General features: G+C 63.4%; 16 protein-coding genes and 1 pseudogene. 10 read left to right on the plus strand and 7 right to left on the minus strand.

What is annotated here, in order from left to right:
• Window positions 1–90: 90 nt before the first annotated feature.
• Window positions 91–1,434, minus strand: coding sequence for an MFS transporter (locus tag ACN6NG_RS17745; protein WP_063425803.1), 1,344 nt, complete (start codon window positions 1,432–1,434; stop codon window positions 91–93).
• A gap of 45 nt (window positions 1,435–1,479) precedes the next feature.
• Entirely contained in the window at window positions 1,480–2,622 is a 1,143-nt protein-coding gene (locus ACN6NG_RS17750) for an iron-containing alcohol dehydrogenase (RefSeq protein ID WP_353456321.1), read from the minus strand.
• A gap of 142 nt (window positions 2,623–2,764) precedes the next feature.
• On the opposite strand from ACN6NG_RS17750, the gene ACN6NG_RS17755 reads away from it, so the two are divergent.
• Window positions 2,765–3,703, plus strand: coding sequence for a LysR family transcriptional regulator (locus tag ACN6NG_RS17755; protein WP_026034535.1), 939 nt, complete (start codon window positions 2,765–2,767; stop codon window positions 3,701–3,703).
• A gap of 11 nt (window positions 3,704–3,714) precedes the next feature.
• Window positions 3,715–4,448, plus strand: a pseudogene (locus tag ACN6NG_RS17760) (ATP-binding cassette domain-containing protein); the annotation flags it as partial.
• Between the two features lie 162 nt (window positions 4,449–4,610).
• On the opposite strand, the gene ACN6NG_RS17765 reads toward ACN6NG_RS17760, so the two are convergent.
• Window positions 4,611–5,075 carry an Lrp/AsnC family transcriptional regulator gene (locus ACN6NG_RS17765; protein ID WP_080956794.1) on the minus strand — a complete coding sequence of 155 codons (465 nt, stop codon included), beginning with the start codon at window positions 5,073–5,075 and terminating at the stop codon, window positions 4,611–4,613.
• Window positions 5,076–5,554: 479 nt separating this feature from the next.
• Between ACN6NG_RS17765 and ACN6NG_RS17770 the strand changes: the two genes are divergently transcribed.
• Window positions 5,555–5,821, plus strand: coding sequence for an AzlD family protein (locus ACN6NG_RS17770; RefSeq protein ID WP_474315321.1), 267 nt, complete (start codon window positions 5,555–5,557; stop codon window positions 5,819–5,821).
• 153 nt (window positions 5,822–5,974) lie between these two features.
• Entirely contained in the window at window positions 5,975–6,850 is an 876-nt protein-coding gene (locus tag ACN6NG_RS17775; RefSeq protein ID WP_063425799.1) for a universal stress protein, read from the plus strand.
• Window positions 6,851–6,872: 22 nt separating this feature from the next.
• On the opposite strand, the gene ACN6NG_RS17780 is transcribed toward ACN6NG_RS17775, so the two are convergent.
• Window positions 6,873–7,757 (minus strand): LysR family transcriptional regulator, encoded by an 885-nt coding sequence (locus ACN6NG_RS17780; RefSeq protein ID WP_132840051.1) that lies wholly within the window; start codon window positions 7,755–7,757, stop codon window positions 6,873–6,875.
• Between the two features lie 122 nt (window positions 7,758–7,879).
• Here ACN6NG_RS17780 and ACN6NG_RS17785 point away from each other — a divergent pair, with 122 nt between their 5' ends.
• The 3 genes from ACN6NG_RS17785 to ACN6NG_RS17795 all read left to right on the plus strand — a co-directional run bounded on the left by ACN6NG_RS17785 (window position 7,880) and on the right by ACN6NG_RS17795 (window position 10,499).
• Window positions 7,880–8,323, plus strand: a complete 444-nt coding sequence (locus tag ACN6NG_RS17785; protein ID WP_353456319.1) for a GFA family protein — start codon at window positions 7,880–7,882, stop codon at window positions 8,321–8,323.
• Between the two features lie 54 nt (window positions 8,324–8,377).
• Window positions 8,378–9,088, plus strand: coding sequence for a TetR family transcriptional regulator C-terminal domain-containing protein (locus ACN6NG_RS17790; RefSeq protein WP_474315264.1), 711 nt, complete (start codon window positions 8,378–8,380; stop codon window positions 9,086–9,088).
• Between the two features lie 184 nt (window positions 9,089–9,272).
• Window positions 9,273–10,499: an MFS transporter gene (locus ACN6NG_RS17795; protein WP_474315323.1), complete on the plus strand. Its 1,227-nt coding sequence runs from the start codon at window positions 9,273–9,275 to the stop codon at window positions 10,497–10,499.
• A gap of 202 nt (window positions 10,500–10,701) precedes the next feature.
• Here the strand turns inward: ACN6NG_RS17795 and ACN6NG_RS17800 are convergent, their stop codons facing one another.
• Window positions 10,702–12,327 carry a methyl-accepting chemotaxis protein gene (locus tag ACN6NG_RS17800; RefSeq protein WP_063425791.1) on the minus strand — a complete coding sequence of 542 codons (1,626 nt, stop codon included), beginning with the start codon at window positions 12,325–12,327 and terminating at the stop codon, window positions 10,702–10,704.
• A 256-nt stretch (window positions 12,328–12,583) separates the two neighbouring features.
• Here ACN6NG_RS17800 and ACN6NG_RS17805 point away from each other — a divergent pair, with 256 nt between their 5' ends.
• Window positions 12,584–12,982, plus strand: a complete 399-nt coding sequence (locus ACN6NG_RS17805) for a tetratricopeptide repeat protein (protein ID WP_063425789.1) — start codon at window positions 12,584–12,586, stop codon at window positions 12,980–12,982.
• Between the two features lie 42 nt (window positions 12,983–13,024).
• Here ACN6NG_RS17805 and ACN6NG_RS17810 read toward each other — a convergent pair whose 3' ends face one another.
• A complete protein-coding gene (locus ACN6NG_RS17810) occupies window positions 13,025–13,915 on the minus strand; it encodes an alpha/beta fold hydrolase (RefSeq protein WP_063425787.1) in 891 nt (296 codons plus the stop codon).
• Window positions 13,916–14,141: 226 nt separating this feature from the next.
• Between ACN6NG_RS17810 and ACN6NG_RS17815 the strand changes: the two genes are divergently transcribed.
• Window positions 14,142–15,386, plus strand: coding sequence for a DUF1835 domain-containing protein (locus ACN6NG_RS17815; RefSeq protein ID WP_063425785.1), 1,245 nt, complete (start codon window positions 14,142–14,144; stop codon window positions 15,384–15,386).
• A gap of 331 nt (window positions 15,387–15,717) precedes the next feature.
• Here the strand turns inward: ACN6NG_RS17815 and pdxR are convergent, their stop codons facing one another.
• Window positions 15,718–17,193 (minus strand): MocR-like pyridoxine biosynthesis transcription factor PdxR, encoded by a 1,476-nt coding sequence (gene pdxR, locus ACN6NG_RS17820; protein WP_063425783.1) that lies wholly within the window; start codon window positions 17,191–17,193, stop codon window positions 15,718–15,720.
• Here pdxR and ACN6NG_RS17825 point away from each other — a divergent pair, their 5' ends adjacent.
• Window positions 17,194–18,960, plus strand: a complete 1,767-nt coding sequence (locus tag ACN6NG_RS17825) for an NAD(P)H dependent flavin oxidoreductase family protein (protein ID WP_063425781.1) — start codon at window positions 17,194–17,196, stop codon at window positions 18,958–18,960.
• The last annotated feature ends 17 nt before the right edge of the window (window positions 18,961–18,977 follow it).

Raw genomic sequence — 18,977 nt, forward strand, 5'->3', positions numbered from 1 at the left:
GTCTCGACGGTCCTGCAAGGATCCTGGGACCGCTCTGCGGCCCAATCGCGACACAAGGCCGCTCCCACAGGGATTGCACAGGCCTGGCGATCACTGGTCGGCAGAAACCGGCTGCTTCAGCAGCAATACATAAGCCATCGCCGCCACCGCCGCCACCGCAGCACTGATCAGGAACGCCGAGGCGAACGACCCGGTCTGCTGGATGCTGAACCCGGTCACGATCGGTGCCACCGAGCCTGCCAGGTAGCCACCAAAGTTCTGGATCGAGCCAAACGAGGCCACCCGCTGGCTATCGACCACAGTGTTGGCAATCATCCAGGCAGTCGAGCTGGCCATATTCACGCTGAACAGCGCGCAGCACAGCAGCGCCACGCTGAGCATGAAGCCGCTGCCGAACGACAGCGGAACGGTAAATGCCGCCGCCGCGAACAACGCCGTCACCACTACCCGTTTGCGGCTACCCAACACGCTGGCGCCGTTCTTCACCAGGCGGTCGCAGATGCGGCCCGCGACAATGGTGCCCAACGCACCGAATACATAGGCCAGCGATACCACCCAGGCCGTCTGGTACAGGCTCAAGCCATGCTCACGTTCGAAGTAGCCCGGCAGCCAGGTAAGGTGCAGCCACAGCATGTAGATCACCCCCATGAAGCCCAGTACGGCGCCCCAGGTGCTCTTGTGGCGAAACAGCTCGGTCCAGGCCGCCAGTTGTGCCCGCAGGCTCGGCCTGGCGTTTGCCACCGGCTGTTTATGGGCCTGTGTCGCCAGCAGCCGCTCACGTTCCTCGGCAGGCAGCTCGGCCAGGTAGCGTGCCTTGCTTTTGTAGAAGGCAAACCAGCAGGCGGCGACCAGGATGCCGAATACCCCAGTAACAATGAACATGCCGCGCCAGCCCCAGGTGACCATCAGCAGGGTCAGCAACGGTGGCGCCAGGCATGGCCCGATGCAAGTCGACGACAGCACGATGCCCGTCGGCGTACCGCGCTTTTCGGCCTCGAACCACTCCGCCAGCGCTTTCGCTGCCGAGGGGAACATCGGTGCTTCGCCAATCCCCAGCACCACCCGCAACCCGATGAATGCGGAAAAGCTGTTGATCAGGCCGGAGGCTGTCTGCGCCACCGACCAACCCAGCAGCGCCGCCCCCAGCGAGATCTTGCTGCCCAGGCGGTCGATGATCATGCCCAGCGGCAGCTGCGAGAAGGCATACGCCAAGGAAAACGCCGACAGCAAAATGCCCATCTGTGACGGCGTGATGCCCATGTCGCGTTGGATCGACGTATTGGCGATCGACAGCGCACTGCGGTCGACGTAGTTGATGATGCCGATCACCAGCAACAGGCTGACGGTGATGACCTGGTACTTTTTGAACGGGTTCGAGCTCACGACCGCTTCCGGCGAGTGGCCGAGCTCGGCTTGCGCATACTTGGTATTCATGGGCGTTCACTTTTGTTGTTATTGATTGAACAGCGGATTGGCGCCTTACATCGACGCTTCAAGCAACCACTGGTAGTCCTCGGCAGACGCCTCACGCGGGTTGGTCCGATGGCTGTGATCGGCCAACGCGCCCTGGATTATGCGTGGGTACTGCTCTTCGCTGACACCCAGTTCGCGCAGGCCGGTCGGCAGGCCCAACGCGCGGGTCATGTCGCGAATGGCCTGTTCGATCTGGCTTTCGTTTGCCAGCCCCATCGCTTGGGCGATACGCGCCATCTTGTGCTCGTTCAGCACGGTTGCGGCCTTGCGGTTGAACGTGATGACAGCAGGCAGGAAAATTGCGTTGAGGGTGCCATGGTGCAGGCGCGGGTTGATCCCGCCCAACGCATGGCTAAGGCTGTGCACGCAGCCAAGCCCCTTCTGGAAGGCCAGTGCACCTTGCAGTGAAGCGCTCATCATGTTGATACGCCCATCGAGGTTCTGCGGGTCTCGGGTAGCGCTTTCGATAAAGCGCCATGCACGCCACAGGCCGTCCAGGGCGATGCCGTCGGCAGGTGGGTTGAATGCAGGTGCCATGAACGTTTCCAGGCAGTGGGCAATCGCATCCATGCCGGTGGCCGCGGTTAGTTGCGCCGGCAGGCCAAGGGTGAGCGCCGGGTCGCAAATGGCCGCCTTGGGCACCACATGGGGCGAGATCACGCCCACCTTGCGCCCGTCATCGAGAATCAGAATGGCGCCCCGCCCTACCTCGCTGCCGGTCCCGGCCGTGGTGGGTACGGCAATCACCGGCGCGGTTGCCGGCGTGATTCGTGCCAGGCCGCCTTCGATCACCGCAAAGCTTTTCAATGGCCCTTCGTGCCGGGCACACACCGCCACACCCTTGGCCAGGTCGATCGCCGAGCCGCCGCCAATGGCAATGATGCCGTCACAGCCGCATTCCTTGAACATGGCCACGGCTTCACGTACCGCGTTCTCGTTGGGGTTGGGTGGCGTACCGTCATAGATCGGCAGTTGGGCCGCGCTGTCGGCAAAGGTGTTCAACGCCGTATCGACGATACCGGCAGCGCGCACGCCGCGGTCGGTCACGATCAAAGGCCTGGTTATACCAATGCGCTCGCACTCGGCAGGCAAGAGGGCAATGGCGCCGATATCGAACTGGATCTGGGTGATGTAGTTGATCAGGGACATAAGGCTCAGCAGGCTCCTGGCATTGTTGTTATGGGCGGTTCATCCGCACTGGATGCGACACCGTGCAGCGCCAGTATAGGAATGCGCGCCTGGCCATGATATTGAGAACAATCCATAGCGGTATAACCAGAGCGCATACCCGATGACCCCATCACTGAACTCGATCATGTCCAGGCTGCATGCCCGCCACCTGCGCCTGCTCATCGAGCTGGACGAGCACCGCTCGCTGCTGGGTGCAGCAGGCAGCGTCGGGCTTACCCAGCCCGGCGCCAGCAAGGCGCTGCAAGAAATCGAAACCACCTTCGGCACGGTGCTGTTCAACCGCACCAACCGCGGGCTGGAGCCCACTGCCGCCGGGCACTGCGCCATCCGCTACGCGCGCGTGGTGCAAACCGATATTTCCAACCTGCGCCATGACCTGGATGCAATCCTGCGCGGTGTGGGCGGCCGGCTGGCGGTGGGCGCCATCATGGGCGCCGTGCCCTTGCTGATGCGGGCCGTATCACAGCTGGCCAGTATCCAGCCGCAGATGTCGTTCGAGATCATCGAAGACACCAGCCAGTCGCTGCTGGCACAGATCGAAAGCGGCCGGCTGGACATCGCCCTGTGCCGCACCAGCGTCAGCAATACGCCGCAGCTGTTTGCCAGCACGTTTGTCCAGGATGAGACCCTAGCGGTCATCGCCAATGTCGACCACCCGCTCAAACACGCCCAAACCGTCAGCCTTGCCGAATTGGCCGAAAGCCGCTGGATCGTATACCGGGCCAACATGCCGATGCGCGTGCAACTGGAGCGTGAATTCCACGACGCCGGGCTGCGCTTCCCGCTGCACCTGGTTGAAACCACCTCGATCCTGGCGACCTTGTCGCTGCTGCAGGACCGCCCCGACTTTGTGGCGTTGGTGTCGATTGACGTGGCCCGGCAATGCGCGATGAACCAGCAAGTGCGCATGCTGCCCCTGGCCATGGGCTCGGTCAGCGACCCCTACGAGCTGGTCACCCGCAAAGGCAGCCAGACGACGCCGGCCATGGACACACTCACCCAACTGCTGTTGCAAGGCGGACAGCACAACAACAGTTAGTTGCGTTTTCAGGCAGGAACAGCCCATCTCAGGCATCTAAAAGCCTGATTTTGCTGCGCCTGCTCAATCGCCTGGAAGCCCCCAGCGCCGGCCAGGTACTGATCGACGGCCAGGACATCGCCGGGCTGCACGGCAAGCCCTTGCACGCGCTGCGGCGCAAGGTGGCAATGATCTTCCAGCACTTCGACCTGCTGGCCAACAGCACCGTGGCCGAGAACATCGAGTTGCCGATGCGCATGGCCGGGGTGGCGCAGGCACAGCGCAGCGCCCGGGTCGAGGAACTGTCGCGCCTGGTCGGCCTGGCCGGCCGTGGCGGCGCTTACCCCGCACAACTGTCCGGTGGCCAGAAGCAGCGCGTGGGCATTGCCCGGGCACTGGTGCTGGAGCCACAGATTCTATTGTGCGACGAAGCCACGTCGGCGCTGGACCCGGAAAGCACCCAGGCGATCCTCGACCTGCTGCGCAGCATCAACCAGCGGCTGGGCCTGACCATCGTCCTGATCACCCACGAAATGCCGGCAAGCGCTACCTGGACTTGCACTACACCGGCGGCAAAGGGCTGAAGCCCGACCTGGCGGCCATCGGTACCGCACTGGGCGATGGGGTGAGCCTGTTCTCGGGCTCGATCGCGCCGATCCAGGGGCGGTTCCTTGGGCAACTGCGCCTGGCCATTGCCAGTGCGACGCCGGATGACGAGCTGTTGCGCCAGGCCAAGCTGCTGGCAGACCGCGCCGAGTGGGTCTGAATCAAGCATTGACCTCAAGACATACACAACTCCAGGTAGGAGCAGCCTTGTGCTGCGAAGAGGTCATCACTGCCGAAGCATATCTATTGCCTTGCCGGCCTCTTCGCAGCACAAGGCTACCCCTACCCGGTAACGAGGCAGCCCGAGCGCAGGGCATTACGGCTACACCGGCAGCTCGGTGGTGAGCTTGATCTTTTCCATCGGCACTTCGGTCTTCACGTTCTGCACCACACTCAGGCTGGTCAAGTGCTTGATCTGGAAGCGTCGATAGGCTTCCAGGTCTGCCGCCACCACCCGCAACAGCAAGTCGCAATCGCCCGCCATCACATGGCACTCCACCACTTCAGGCAACTGCCGCACGGCCTCGACAAACTCGTCGGTGGTGTCCTGGTCCTGGCGCTTGAGCCACACCCGCACAAACAGGGTCAGGCCCAACGCTACCTTGGCCGGGTCAACCAGTGCCACGTAGCGCTCGATCACCCCAGCCTCCTCCAACAAGCGCACCCGACGCAGGCACGGCGAAGCAGATAACCCCACCTGCTTGGCCAGCTCCTGGTTCTGCAACCTGCCATCGCGCTGCAGCGCCCGCAGGATGCGCCGATCGATGGCATCGAGCTTGATTGGCATTGATAAACCTCTTTTTCGATATTGTCGGTAGCAGATGCCAAATGCTCTGCGCATCAGTGCAACTACGCAAGCCAATTCCAGCGCTCGATTGGAATAATTTACCTCCACTGGAGGTGACCATGAATACCCTTGAACTTGTACTGAACGATCCCCCTGCCACCGTGCCGCAAAGCGAACTGCGCCGCGGCGCCGTTGCCGCATTGCCGGCGCTGCTGGGGTTCATCCCTTTTGCCCTTGTCCTCGGCGCGCAGGTCGGGCCGCTGCTCGGCGACCTGCGCAGCTATGGCTTTGACATCGCCTGCGCCGCAGTCTTCCTGGTGCTGCTCAAGGGTATGTGGAGGGGCGTACACGCCGCCCTGGCCTGGCTGTTCAGCCTGATCACTGCCGCACTGTTCTACCTGCTGATTCCCGGTGGCTGGTACGTACTCGCGGGTACCGTGGCCGGCCTGGTGACCGCTTACCTGTGGGCCAAGCCATGCATGGCTGTGGACACCAACCTGACCCGTGCGCTGGGCTTTTTACTGCTGCGCAACGGCACCCTGGGACCGCAGCTGACCCAGGTACTGAACGCCGCGCCCGGCTGCGTGCTGATTGCCGTGATCGCACCCAAGTTCGTTTCCGGGCACCCGGCCGACCTGATTGCGCTGGGGCTTACGGTGTACGCAGCTACGCGGTTTTCCCTCTTGCCAGTGGTGGTGTTTGCCATCGTGATGACGGGGGTGCAGCGCCTGTTATTGCCGGCATGATCCGCTGCGGCACCTACACTCCATTGACCCAAATCAAGCCCTCGCGCCGGGTTCGCGCGACGATGGCTGCAAGCAAGGAATGACTCAAGCACCGCCAGGCGCACAGTGCACAACCCCCGAACACTGTGCGCGGCCTTGGACAAGGAGCCCCACATGAACCCGCTGAAACACGTACTGGTAGCCACCGACCTGTCCCCCCATGCCCGCAACGCAGCGGAGCGCGCTGCCTACCTGAGCAAAGCGCAGCAGGCCTCACTGGACCTGCTCTACGTTGCCAACCCGGCGCCCTTCGAACGCCTCAAGCAGTTGGTGGCGCCTGATGACGACCTGCTGAAGCGCGTGCTGGCTAGCGCCGCCGAGAAAACCCGCGCACTGGCAGCCCTGCTGTTCCAGCGCTATGACATTTCCGCGGGCGTGCAGGTTGCCAGCGGCTCGGTGATCACGGAAATCAACCGGGTGGTGCAGGACAAACACAGCGACCTGCTGGTGTGCGGCGCCAAGGGCCAGAGCGTGGCGCGGCGCCTGCTGCTGGGTTCGACCGTGCAGAAAATGCTCAACCACATGCCTTGCCCTTTGCTGGTGGTCAAGCCGGCCCCTCGTGACGCCTATCGCACCGTGCTGGTGCCCGTCGACTTCTCACCCGTTTCGCTGCGCGCCATCAAACTGGCCAAGGCCATTGCCCCACAGGCCGAAATCATTCTGCTGCATGTGTACGAAGCCCCGTTCGAAGGCAGCGTGCGCTTTGCCCATATCGACCACGACACGCTCACCCATTACCGCAATGTCATCCGCAAGGATGCAGCGGCGCAACTCGCTGCGTTGAGTGAGGCTGCCGGCATGGCCGACGCGCGGCAGATCCTGGTGCACGGTGACCCTGGCTGGCGCATTGCCGAGCAGGAACAGGAGCTGGAGTGCGACCTGATCGTAGTCGGCAAGCAGGGTGCCAGCGCGCTGGAGGAGCTGTTGGTTGGCAGCGTCACCAAGCATGTACTGAACGAATCGCAGTGTGATGTGCTGGTGGCCCCATAGGCTGCAGGAGGGCTGAGCACCGCTACTCCAGGTACTGCTGCAGTGCCCGCGTCAGCCCGTCGAATACCTGCACAACCCGCCTTACCCGGCGCAAATCATGGTGCATGGCAACCCAGATATCGACGCGGAAAGCCACTTCACCCGGCAGCACCTGCACCAGCCCGTGCTGCCTGGCCAACTGGTTGGCACATACGCCAATACCGAGCCCTGCCCTGAGCGCTGCAAACTGGGCCAGATGGCAGTCGGTGCGGACAACGCTGCTCGCCAGGCTGCAGGCAAGGCCCTGCTGCCCCAGAAACGCAAGCTCTGTCAGGTTTCGGTCTGGCCCAATCAGCGGGTAGCGGCCCAGGTCATCGAGACTGCGCGGGGTGCCTTTCGCAAGCAACGCTTCGGTTGCGTACAGCCCCACCCGCAGGTCCCCCACATGCCGCGTAACGACCGTCGCCTCGGTGGGCCGACGAATGCGCACTGCTACATCGGCCTCCTGCAACGCCAGGTCTTCCATGCGATTTGAAACGCTAAGCTCCAACGCCAACCCGGGGCTCGCTTCGCGCAGCGCTCGCAGCATTGGCGGCAGCACCTCGACACCCAGCAGCTGGCTGGCAGTGACCCGTACGGTGCCGCCGGCCTCACTGGCCTGGGCGGAAGCCGCGCGGGCGAAGGCTTCGGCGGCCAGCGCCATGGACTCGGCATGGGCGACCAGATCCCTGGCCGTGTCGGTCGGCATCAACCCTGCTGGCGAGCGGACAAACAGGCTGGTACCGACGCTGTGCTCCAACGCGTCGATCCGGCGCCGCGCCGTAGCCTGGGCGATCCCCAGCGCACGGGCGGCGGCAGAAAGGCTGCCGGTTCGAAGGACGGCGAGGAAAACCCGCTGGGTCTCCCACTGTAGTTGCGGGGCGTTCATACATTTCCTATGAGCAGGTAGGCAGCTTTGATCAGTTTCAATCAAGCAGGATCTGCCGCATCCTTTACCGAACCTGCTCCATCAATCAAGCGCCCCAGGCGTGAACAAGGAAGAAAACAACCATGCAACTTGCCGGTGAGTGCCGCTGCGGCGCTGTTACCTACCACTCCACAACCACGCTGCAGGCGGCGGTGTATGCCTGCCATTGCCAGCATTGCCAGGCATGGAGCGGCAGCAGCTTTGCCCTGCACGCCCTGCTACCAGAAGACGCGTTCACGCTGAACGGCCCCATGGTCGAATATCAGTACGAGCAGATGGGGCAGCAATCGCGGCACTACCTGTGCGCGACATGCCACACCCGCATCTACAACACCACCTCGGCCGCACCCGGGCTGTGGGTACTCAGGGCTGGCACACTGCATGAACGCGCTGCGCTGCAGCCTGTTGCGCATATCTGGATCAGGCACAAGCAACCTTGGCTGGCGTTGCCTGCCGGTATACCGGCCTGGGAAGAAAGCCCTACTGCTGAAGCATTCGCGGCTGCCTTAGGCGGGCATCGAACGTAAATTCGCTATAAAGTTTTATATACAGCGAACCTTGAAAGACCAGATAATGCCGTGATGTACGCCCAACTCGATGTGCCGACCACTGCCAACACTGAAGCTGACGCCACGCACGGCGCACTGCATCACGCCTTGGGCAACCCCGGTATCCGGCGCAAGAATCACAAGCTCATTCTGCAGGCGGCCAGCGAAGCGTTTGCCGTCACCGGCTTCACCGCCACCCATTCGCACGATATTGCCGAGCGCGCCGGGTTGCCCAAGGCCAATATCTATTACTACTTCCAGACAAAAGAGAATTTGTACGTGCAGGTGCTGATGAGCTTCATCGAGCCGCTGGTGAGGGCTTCGGCAGCATTGCGAAAAAACGACGACCCGATAGTGGGCCTGCGCGCCTATATCAAGGCCCGTATCCGCATCATTCGGGAGCACCCTTTCAGCGCCGCCGTGTTCAGCCAGGAGTTGCTCTCGGGCGGCAAACGCCTACCTGAGGTGTGCAAGAACATGCTGCAGGAGGAAGCCAGGCGCAACGTTGCCTGCCTGCGCAACTGGATCGAGGATGGCCGGTTGGCGCCCTGTGACCCCGAACACCTGATGATTTTCATCTGGTCGGCAACGCGCACCTATACCAATCTTGCCTGGCAAATGTCGCAGCTCAGAGGTGTGGCTGTACCCGACAAGCTGGACTTTGATCGCGCCACCCGTACGGTCACCCAGATGGTGCTGGGCGGTGTCGTACCGGTAAAGCAAACGGCTGTGACACCGCGCTGAAACTTGGCTTCGTGGCCCCGCAACGCAATACTTTCCGCTCTAAACCAGGCGTTTCATCGATTGCGCTGATGATGACTATCAAGCGGCCTGCCTGTCGGCCTGGCGACGCCATCCCTATAATCGCCTGCAAATCCCTCCGCTCCTGCGCCTGCTACAGGCGACATCCCTCATGGAACCGACCCCCATGCCAAGCAACCGCCAGGCCCCTCGCGGCCTTCCCGAACATAATCAACAAAGTGTCACGCAGCAATGGCTGGCAATCCTCTCGGTCGCCGTGGGTGCCTTCGCCCTGGTCACCAGCGAGTTCCTCCCGGTGGGGGTACTCAACGATGTGGCCAGTGACCTTGGCATCAGTGCAGGCCTTGCCGGCCTGATGGTGACGCTGCCCGGTATCATGGCCGCGCTGGCCGCGCCGTTGATTTCCGTGGGGGTCGGCGCGATGGACCGGCGCTACCTGCTGATCGGCCTGACGCTGATCATGATCATCGCCAACACCATCGTGGCCTACGCCGTCGACTTCAACCTGCTGTTGGTCGGCCGCGTGCTGCTGGGTGTCAGTATCGGTGGCTTCTGGGCGACCGCCATCGCCCTCAGCGGCCGCCTGGCCCCAGACGGCATGGGCGTGGCCAAGGCCAACTCGATCATCATGGCCGGCGTAACCCTGGCGACCGTAGTGGGCGTGCCCGTGGGCACCTGGCTGAGCGGCCTGATGGGCTGGCGCATGACTTTCCTGGTCACCGCCGTGGTGGGCATACCGGTGCTGCTGGCGCAGGTATTCCTGCTGCCGCGGCTGCTGCCGGAAAAGGCTATTCGCATCAGCGACCTGCCAGCCTTGTTCATCAACCCGCAAGCGCGGGTCGGTTTGATCGCCGTGCTGCTGATCGGCCTGGCGCACTTTGCCGCGTACACCTATGTTGCCCCGTTCTTCAAACAGAATGCCGGCTTTGACGGGCCTACGATTGGCTCGCTGTTGCTGCTGTATGGCGTAGCCGGGTTCATGGGTAACATTTTTGCGGGCTACGCTGCCAACCGCAGCGTGCGGCATACGCTGATGCTGGTCGCGCTAATGATTGCTGTCAGCACCGCCCTGTTCCCGCACTTCGCCACCGGCATGACGGGCGCCGCCATGCTGATCGCGCTGTGGGGCTTCGCCTTCGGTGCGTTCCCGGCCTGCGCCAATATCTGGATGTTTGTGGTGGCGCCCAAGGATGTTGAACGTGGCATGCCGCTGTTCGTGGCCATGTTCCAGGTGATCATTGCGCTGGGCTCGTTCTTCGGCGGCCAGGTGGTCGATCATATGGGCACCGCAGTGCTGTTGAGCCTGGCTACCGCGTTGGTGGGCTGTGGTTTTGTCACCGTGCTGGTGCTGGGGCGCAACGTCAGCAATAACCTTGCTGCTCAGCCGGGCTGAGCAGCTGCCCAAAGCGACTGCGAAAAGCTTGAGCTGTCGGCACCGAGGCGCCTGCTTCGCGGGCCCCTCTCACAAGTACAGCGCCGGCTTCGGGCCGCGCTGTACTTGTGGCAGCAACTGTCTTGCACAATTCTTGACCGCTGGCGCAATCACTGCGGGAGCGGGCTTGCCCCAAGTACAAACCGCAGACATCGTTTACATTTCAAACCCTGAACCGCCCCACCAATGCCGTCATCTCGCCCACCAGCCCCGACAGCGCCTTGCTCGCCTCGCTGGTCTGCTGCGCTCCCGTCGCCGAGTTGATCGACAGCTCGCGAATGTTCAGCAGGTTGCGGTCCACTTCCCGCGCCACTTGAGCTTGCTCTTCGGCCGCACTGGCGATGACCAGGTTGCGCTCGTTGATTTCGCCAATCGCACTGTAGATACCTTCCAGCACCTGCCCCGAGGCCAGGGTCACGTCCAGTGTCGACTGCGCTCGGTTGGTGCTGGCCTGCATCGAAGCCACCGCCGCTTCGGTGCCCGCCTGCACGCGGCCGATCATCTGTTCGATTTCCTGGGTCGATTGTTGCGTGCGATAGGCCAGCGTACGCACCTCATCCGCCACCACCGCAAAGCCCCGCCCGGCCTCACCGGCACGGGCCGCCTCGATGGCAGCATTGAGCGCCAGCAGGTTGGTTTGCTCGGACACCGAGCGGATCACTTCCAGTACCTTGCCGATATCCCGTACCTGCCCCACCAGTTGCTCCAGGTGCGCACTGCTGGTCTGGATCTCGCGGGTCATGGCCTCGGTGCCATCGATGTTGTCGCTGACTTGCTGGCGGCTTTGTGCGGCCAGCTGGTTGGACTCGCTGGTGGTCTGCGAAGTGGTGATGGCGTTGCGCGCAACCTCCTCCACGGCTGTGGTCATTTCGGTCACAGCGGTAGCTGCCTGTTCCAGTTCTTGCCCCTGCTGACGCAGGTTGCTGGCGCTTTCCTCGGTGACAGCGTTCAACGCAGTGGCGGCTGCGTCCAGCTGCCGGGCACAGTGGTTGATCTGCCCCAGGGTGTCGCGCTGGCTCTGCTGCATGCGCTGCAGCTCATGGAACAGCTGGCCGATCTCGTTGTTGCCCTGCCCTTGCACCGGCACGCTCAGGTCGCCACCGGCAATGCGCTGGAAATGCCGACCGGCTTCACGCAGCGGGTGCAGCACACGCTGGGCAATGAAGGCCCAGCACAGTGCAGCCAGCAGCAAGGTCACCGCCAGCAGCCCCAGGCTCAGCAATTGCGCACGCGCCAGGCGCCGGTCGGACTCCAGCATGATCTGCTGGCCACGTTCGTTCAGTGCGCCAACCAGCTGCTGGCGTAGCGCTTGCAGCCGGCCCATGGCATTGCCGGCATCGCTGTTGACCTTGAAGTACTGCTCGAGCGAGCGCTGGCGGGTCGCCTCACGCTGCCCGGCCACCGCCCTGGCGTATTCGGCAAAGGTAGCCTGCAGCTCGGTTGCCAACGTGCGCAGGGCTGGCTCGCGGGCGTTTTCGACAAATTCATCGACCAGCTTCTGGCTCTTGTCGTTCAGCTCGACCGACAGCGCCATGCGCTTGCCTGCACTCTCCTCATGGCCCCCCAACTGCTCGATGAAGCCCGAGGACACATTGGCGCTGGAACGAATTGCCATCAACAACGCATTGTTCAACCGGTCGGACTGGTGTGCGGTCTGGTCCAGCTCGGTGATCTGCTGGTCGCTGCCCACTGCTGCCCACCAGGCACTGACAGTGGAAAACAGCAGGGTCAGGCTGAAAAGCGACAGCACCCAGAACATTCCGGTACGTATTTTCAGGTTGGCAAGCATGCGGGCAGTACTCCTTGTTGGCACCACTTCTGGTCGAAATTCGACGGTGGGTGTGCTGCTATCGGAGGTGCCGGCGCAGGCTTGAGGCGCAGGGAGTCGGTTATGGGCGGTAACCGAACAGATGTTGCCGGCAGAGGCCGGGAGTTGAAGATCGCGCTATTCAGGGGGGGAACTTCAACCCTTGCCAACGGTCGATAGCGTCCCCTCGCCCCCTATCGGCAAAGGGCTTGCCAACGACCTGCCGAGTTTACTGCCAATGCCCAGCACTTCTGTTCTGTCAGCCTTGCTCCTGTTGTTCAGCGTCGCGGCATCAGCCTATGCACAGGCTGGCGAGCGCTCGGCGCCTGCACGCAGCAACAATGCCTCGACCGTGCTGATCGAGACGGCTTCGCAGCAGTATGCCGACGGCCAGCTCGACCAGGCGGCGGCCACCCTGGAGCGAGCGCTGCACATACAGCCGAACAACCCGGCAACCTTGCACTACCTGGGCGTTCTTCGCCTGCAGCAAGGGCAGTATGAGCAGGCAGAAACCCTCGCGTTGCGCTCCAACCTGCGTGTAGGCGCAAACCGCGCCCTGCGCAATCGCAACCTGCAGCTGATAGAGGCCGCGCACAGCGCCCAGCACTCAGGCATGCTGCCAACAGCTGCACACTGACGGCCGGTCAGACGCTGCGACTTACTTGCCCCAAGGCCAACTTCAGCGATCGAGGAAGCCGACTACCGCCTCCGCGAAGGCCTGCGGTTGGTCCAGCATCACAAAGTGGAAGCTGCCATCAATACGTTTGAAGCTGATGTTTCGCGTCCCTGCGTAGGCGTTTGCGAAGGTTGCATCGACGCTGGCAGCGGGTATGCCATACAAGGGGTCATAGGCATAGACGACCTGCACCGGCGACTGGATGCTGCCAAGCTCCGGGCGCAGGTCGGTGGTCATCAGTTCATAGGTGGCATCGGCTACCGCCCTGCGGTCCGAGCGCAGCGCGGCTTCGACCAGTGCCGGCCTGGCCGCAGTGGTCTTGGCCAGCCGGTCGATGGCTGTGCGCTGCATGGCTTCGGCCTGCGCTGCCGGGGCCAGCAGCATCCCATCACGGAATGCCGCAGCCTGCGGTGCAGCCGTTTCGGCAGTTGCCGTGGGGTCGATCAATAACGTGTAAAACGGCAGCGCATCGACAACCATCAGCCGCCCTACCTCCTCGGGGTGGCGTGCGCCAAGCATCAGCGCCACCTCACCGCCCAGCGAATGGCCAATGACGGCCGGCGCCTCAAGGCGCTGGCTGCGGATATAGCCTGCAACCGCCTCGGCCACCGGCGCGGCAACGCGCCCGTCCACAGCGGGCACGGCAGGCAAACCGGCAAAGCCTGCAACCTGCACCAGATGCAGACGATGCTGCTGGCGCAGTGTGCTGGCCAGCCCCGCCCACACCTCACGGGATGAAGCCAGCCCGGGGATCAGGATGACGTCTGGCCCGGTACCCTCGACCGTTACCGAAATACGTTCGCCAGCCATAGGTACTGGCTGGCTTGGCGCGGCCAATACCGAGCCCAGTGCCAAGCTGGTGCCGATTGCTGCAAGCAGGGTGCGTATGCGCATGGTCGCCATTCCTTTGACTTCGACGGAGAAAAGCCCGCCACTATAAGGGGCATGGCAGCCCATGGGAAAACTATCGTTTGCAACCCGCTGCGCTGCACCGTTAAAGTCGGGGCCTGGGCGCCGGCTGCGCCTGCGGTCCGCGCGAAGGGGTTGCCCGAGCCACGCGTCACTACATTCCCATACCAGCTCCCGGCTTGTCGGCGGACCGAGCCCCTAAGGAGTTGGCATGCCCGCCATAAATGCTTCACGCCACCACGGCTTGCTCGACCTGCCTGCCCTGCGCAAACGCGCCAAGCGCTTGCTGACCCAACTGAAAAACCACCAAGCCGACGACGCCCGCGAGCAATTGCGCACGCTTGGCCTGCCCGGCCCCGACTACCGGCTTGCCGACACCCAATGGCTGGTGGCCCGCGAGGCCGGCTTTGCCAGCTGGCCAAGGCTCAAGGCCCATGCCGATGCCGTGGCGTTCGCAGCACGCCACCCCGGTTTTTCTGCCGATGACGAGGCTAACGTGCAGCACTGGCGCTGCGGCAACGACATCGCCCACAGCTTGCGCACCGCCGGGTTTGCCGGCGCTTTCCAGATGTTCGACGACCCCATGGTCATGGGCCCTGTACCGGCGCTGCCCGACGAGCAGTACTGGCAGGTGCGCAGCGCCTACGTGCAACAGGCGTTCAAGCTGAGCCCCTTGGACCTGGAACAGCGCCAGGCGGCGCAGCGTAGCGCACTGGCCGGGCTGAACCGCGACAGCGAAATTGTGCTGTGGTGCGAGGCCGACGCTTACGACCAGCTGTTCCTGATTCGCGTGCTCGCCAGCCTGCCCGGCCTGCCGCGTCGGCTTGAGCTGATCGAAATTGACCAGGTGCCCGGTATCGAGCGTTTCATCGGCATCGGGCAACTGGCCCCCGACCTGTTGGCCTGGCTGTGGCCGCAACGTCGCGCACTGGGTGAGGATGCACTGGCCCTGGCCCGCGAGGCATGGGCGGCCTACACCGCACCCAATCCAAAGACCTGGGCAGGCCTCGCTGACCACACGCACCCGGCCTTGCCGTTGCTCGGCGGGGCATTGGCGCGCCAGCTACAGGAGCTGCCGGGGGCACAGGATGGATTGAGCCTTACCGAACGCCTGCTGCTGCGCGTGTTGGCTTCACGCGGCGAGCTACCGGCCGGGCGCGTTTTTGGCCAGTTGATGATGCAGGATGACCCGCTGCCTTACCTAGGTGACCAGATGTTCCATGTGCTGTTGCAGCCGTTGATCCACGCGCCCCAACCGCTGCTGCTGGAAGGCCCGGGAGAGGCCTGGGCGCAGCGACCGCTCCGGCTGACCCCGCTTGCCGAGCAAGTGCTTGAAGGCAAGGCTCACTGGCTTGATCACAACCCTGCACAGCGTTGGGTTGGCGGGGTGCTGGTGGATGCGGCTGACAGGCCTTGGGTAGTGACCGACCAAGGCGAGGTGTGGCAACGCCGATAACCTGCTCAACCCCAGGGCCGCTGTGCGGCCCATCGCCGGCAAGCCAGCTCCCACCTGGACCGCATTGACCTCAGGTCTTGTATTACTCCTGTGGGAGCTCGCTTGCCGGCGATGAGGCCAGTCCAGGCGGCACCAGACATTTGAATCACCGTGGCCGTGAAATCACCTTTCTGCTGCCTGCGCCAGGCGCTGTACGGCCCATCGCCGGCAAGCCAGCTCCCACCTGGACCGCATTGACCTCAGGTCTTGTATCACTCCTGTGGGAGCTGGCTTGCCGGCGATGAGGCCAGTCCAGGCGGCACCAGACAATTGAATCACCGCGGTCGCGAAATCACCTTTCTGCTGCCTGCGCCAGGCGCTGGGTGGCCTGCCGGATCTCATCCACATCCAGCGAAGCAAAGCCCAGGCGCAAGGCATTCTCGGTATGACCAAACGGCGAGAACTGGCGACCGCTGCGCACCACCAGGTCCAGCGCCAGTGCCTTGTCGACCAACTGGTCCACATTGATCGTGTCGGCAAACCGCACCCACAGCGCCAGCCCACCTTCCGGCTCCTGCACGGTAATCTGCTCGCCGAACGCCTCGTGCAGGCACGCCAACAGGGTCTGCCGACGCCGACGGTACTCGCGGTTGACCCGGCGCAAGTGCTTCTTCAGCTCGCCATCGTTGATCAAGTCCGCCAGCATCCGCTGCATGACCGCATCGCCCTGCCCCAGGGTCAGCGTCGCCCTGCGCTCCAGCACTGCTGTTACCTCCACCGGCGCGACGATATAGCTGCAACGGAACGTGCTGCCCAAGGGCTTGGACAGTGTGCCGATGTAAATCACATGCCGCTGCTGGCGATCGCTGGCCAAAGGCAGATAGGGCCGCCCGGAAAAGTGGTATTCGTAGTCGTAGTCTTCCTCGACCACGCAGAAGTCGTGCAGCCGCGCCAGCTCCAGTAACTGCTGCCGGCGCCCGGCTGGCAAGCTGACCGTGGTCGGAAACTGGTGATGGGGCGTCAGATACATCATCCGCACCTTGTGCTGCCGGCACAGGGCATCGATCTGGTCCACCCGGCAACCCTCATGGTCCAGGTCCACGGTCACCAGTCGGGCCCCCAACTGGCGGAAAATCTCCCACGCCGGCGGATAACTCAGGCGCTCGACCAGCACCGCATCCCCCGGTTTGAGCAACACGCTGGCCAACAGGGTCAGCGACATCTGCACACCCTGGGTCAGGCAGATATGCTCGGCGCCAACGTTCAGGCTGCGGTTGTGCCTGAGCATGTCGGCCAAGGCGGCGCGCAGGTAGAGGCTGCTGCAATCACTGCCGTGGCGCACGCTGTTGCTGGCAAAGCTGTTGCGCAGGGCATTGCGGTAATAGCGATGCAGAACAGCCTGGGGCAGCAGGCGATGGTCACAGGCACCATTGTCGAAGAACAAGGCCTCTGGCCGCCCCTGCTGCGCTGCAGCCCGTTCGTTTGCCTCGAAATAGGCAACGGCGGGCTCCTCTGGCAGCGCCAAGGCGAAGGAGCGCGAGGCGGCGGGCGCCGTGATTGTGCCAGTCGCCAGCTGCTGGCTGACGAAGGTGCCCCGGCGCTGCACGCTCTGCAGCCAGCCTTTGGTTTCGGCTTCCTCATAGGCAAGGATCACCGTCTTGCGGTTGACGTTCAGCAGTTGCGCCATCTCCCGCGTGCCCGGCAACGGCGTGCCAGGGCGCAGGCGGCCCTCGCTGATCGCGGCCACCAGGCCCTCGACGATCTGCCGGTACGAAGCCTGCGCCCCATCGAGCCTGAGCAGTGGCTGCCATTTGCGAAGCTGGACCATGTGAATTATCCAAAACTGGAGGTTCTGCTGGTCCTGGACTATAGCAACAATCGAACCTTCAATTGCCCCGAGGTGTTCATGCAAAACCGCCACGTCATCGAATTGTCGCCCTCGGGCAAAACCTTCGAAGCCAGCCACGAGCTGCTGCTCGACGCCATGCTCGCCAGCGGCCTGCCGGTACCGTTCTCCTGCCGCCGCGGCGCCTGCGGGTCCTGCAAGGTCAAGGTAGTGTCGGGGCAGTATCAGGACAAGCAGCGAGATGCGGACACCCCCGCGCCCTGCTACCCCCTGGCCGCCGACGAGATGCTGCTGTGCCAGAGCCACGCTTGCAGCGACATGCGCCTGGAGATCCCCGGCTGGTCCCTGGATGCCCCGTCGCTGGCGTTCCACGCGCAGGTTCACAGCAAGCGCGAACTGAGTGCAGATATCGTCGAACTGGTGCTGCACCCTGCTCAACCACTGGAAGTGCGGGCTGGCCAGTACGTAAGGTTCCGGCTCGACAACGGTGACAGCCGCTGTTTCTCCGTCGCCAACCTGCCCGCTCAGGACCAGGGGCAACTGGTGTTTCACATCCGTAAGGTCAGCGGCGGCGTGTTCACCGAAGGCCTGCTGCCCACCCTGCAAGCCGGTGCCGTACTTAAGCTTGAAGGGCCGGTCGGCGCCTGTACCTGGCAGCACGAAGGGCAACGCCCGCTGGTGCTGTTCGCCACCGGCACAGGTTACGCCGGTATCAAGCCATTACTGCTGACGGCCCTGGCCCACGCTGTCGAGGTCACGCTGTACTGGGGTGGATCATCGACGGCGGACTTCTATGACCGCGCGTTTCTCGAACAGGCCAGCCATGAACACCCCAACTTTCGCTGGCACCCGGTGCTCTCGGCTGAGGCACGGGTGCAGCAGGTGGCGTTGGGCCAGGCGCATCAGTGGGCCGACACCCAGGTCTATGCCTGCGGCAATGCCGCCATGATCAGCCAGGCCCGCGAACTGTGCCTTGCCGCCGGCGTACAACCCCACCGATTTGTCGCGGAGGCCTTTGTCGCCAGCGGCGCACTGGCACCCCAGGCTGCAACCGCCAACACCCTGCACCCAGAGCTGGAAAAGGTCGGCCCACGCTACTCGCTGGATGGCATGCTCGCTGCCCGCGAGCAGTCAGTGCGGTCGGTGGCCGCGATCGCCAGCCAACTGCGCGTCGGCATGACCACCGCCCAGGCACTGGAGATGGCTGCGCAAACCTTGCAGGCAATGGGCGCGTCTCACACCTGGCACCCCACTTACATCCGCTTCGGCGACGACACCGTGCGTACACCGCGGCAAGGCATCGACCCGCATCGTGTATTACGTACTACAGACATTGTCGTCGTCGACGTCGGCCCGGTATGGGATGGCTACGAAGGCGACTATGGCGACACCTTCGTGTTTGGCCAGCACGACCTGCACCACGCCTGCGTCAAGGCACTGCACGAGGTGTTCGACGAAACGCGCGAGGCCTGGGGCCATGGTTTGACCGGACGCGAGCTGTATGACTTCGCCGAACGCAGTGCCCAGGCCAAGGGGTGGCAGCTGGAACGCAACCTGGCCGGGCATCGCGTCGCCGACTTTCCGCATGTGCTGTATGGCCAGGACAAGCTGGCCGAGGTGGAAATCGTCCCGAGCGAGGTGGTGTGGGTACTGGAAATACAGTTGTGCCACCCCACCGAACCGATCGGGGCGTTTTTCGAAGACATTTTGATTGCTGAAGGCAAGCAGACCATGGCAAGGGTCGCTTGACCGACCCTGCAAAACCG

The organism is Pseudomonas sp. TSO6 (assembly GCF_056098905.1).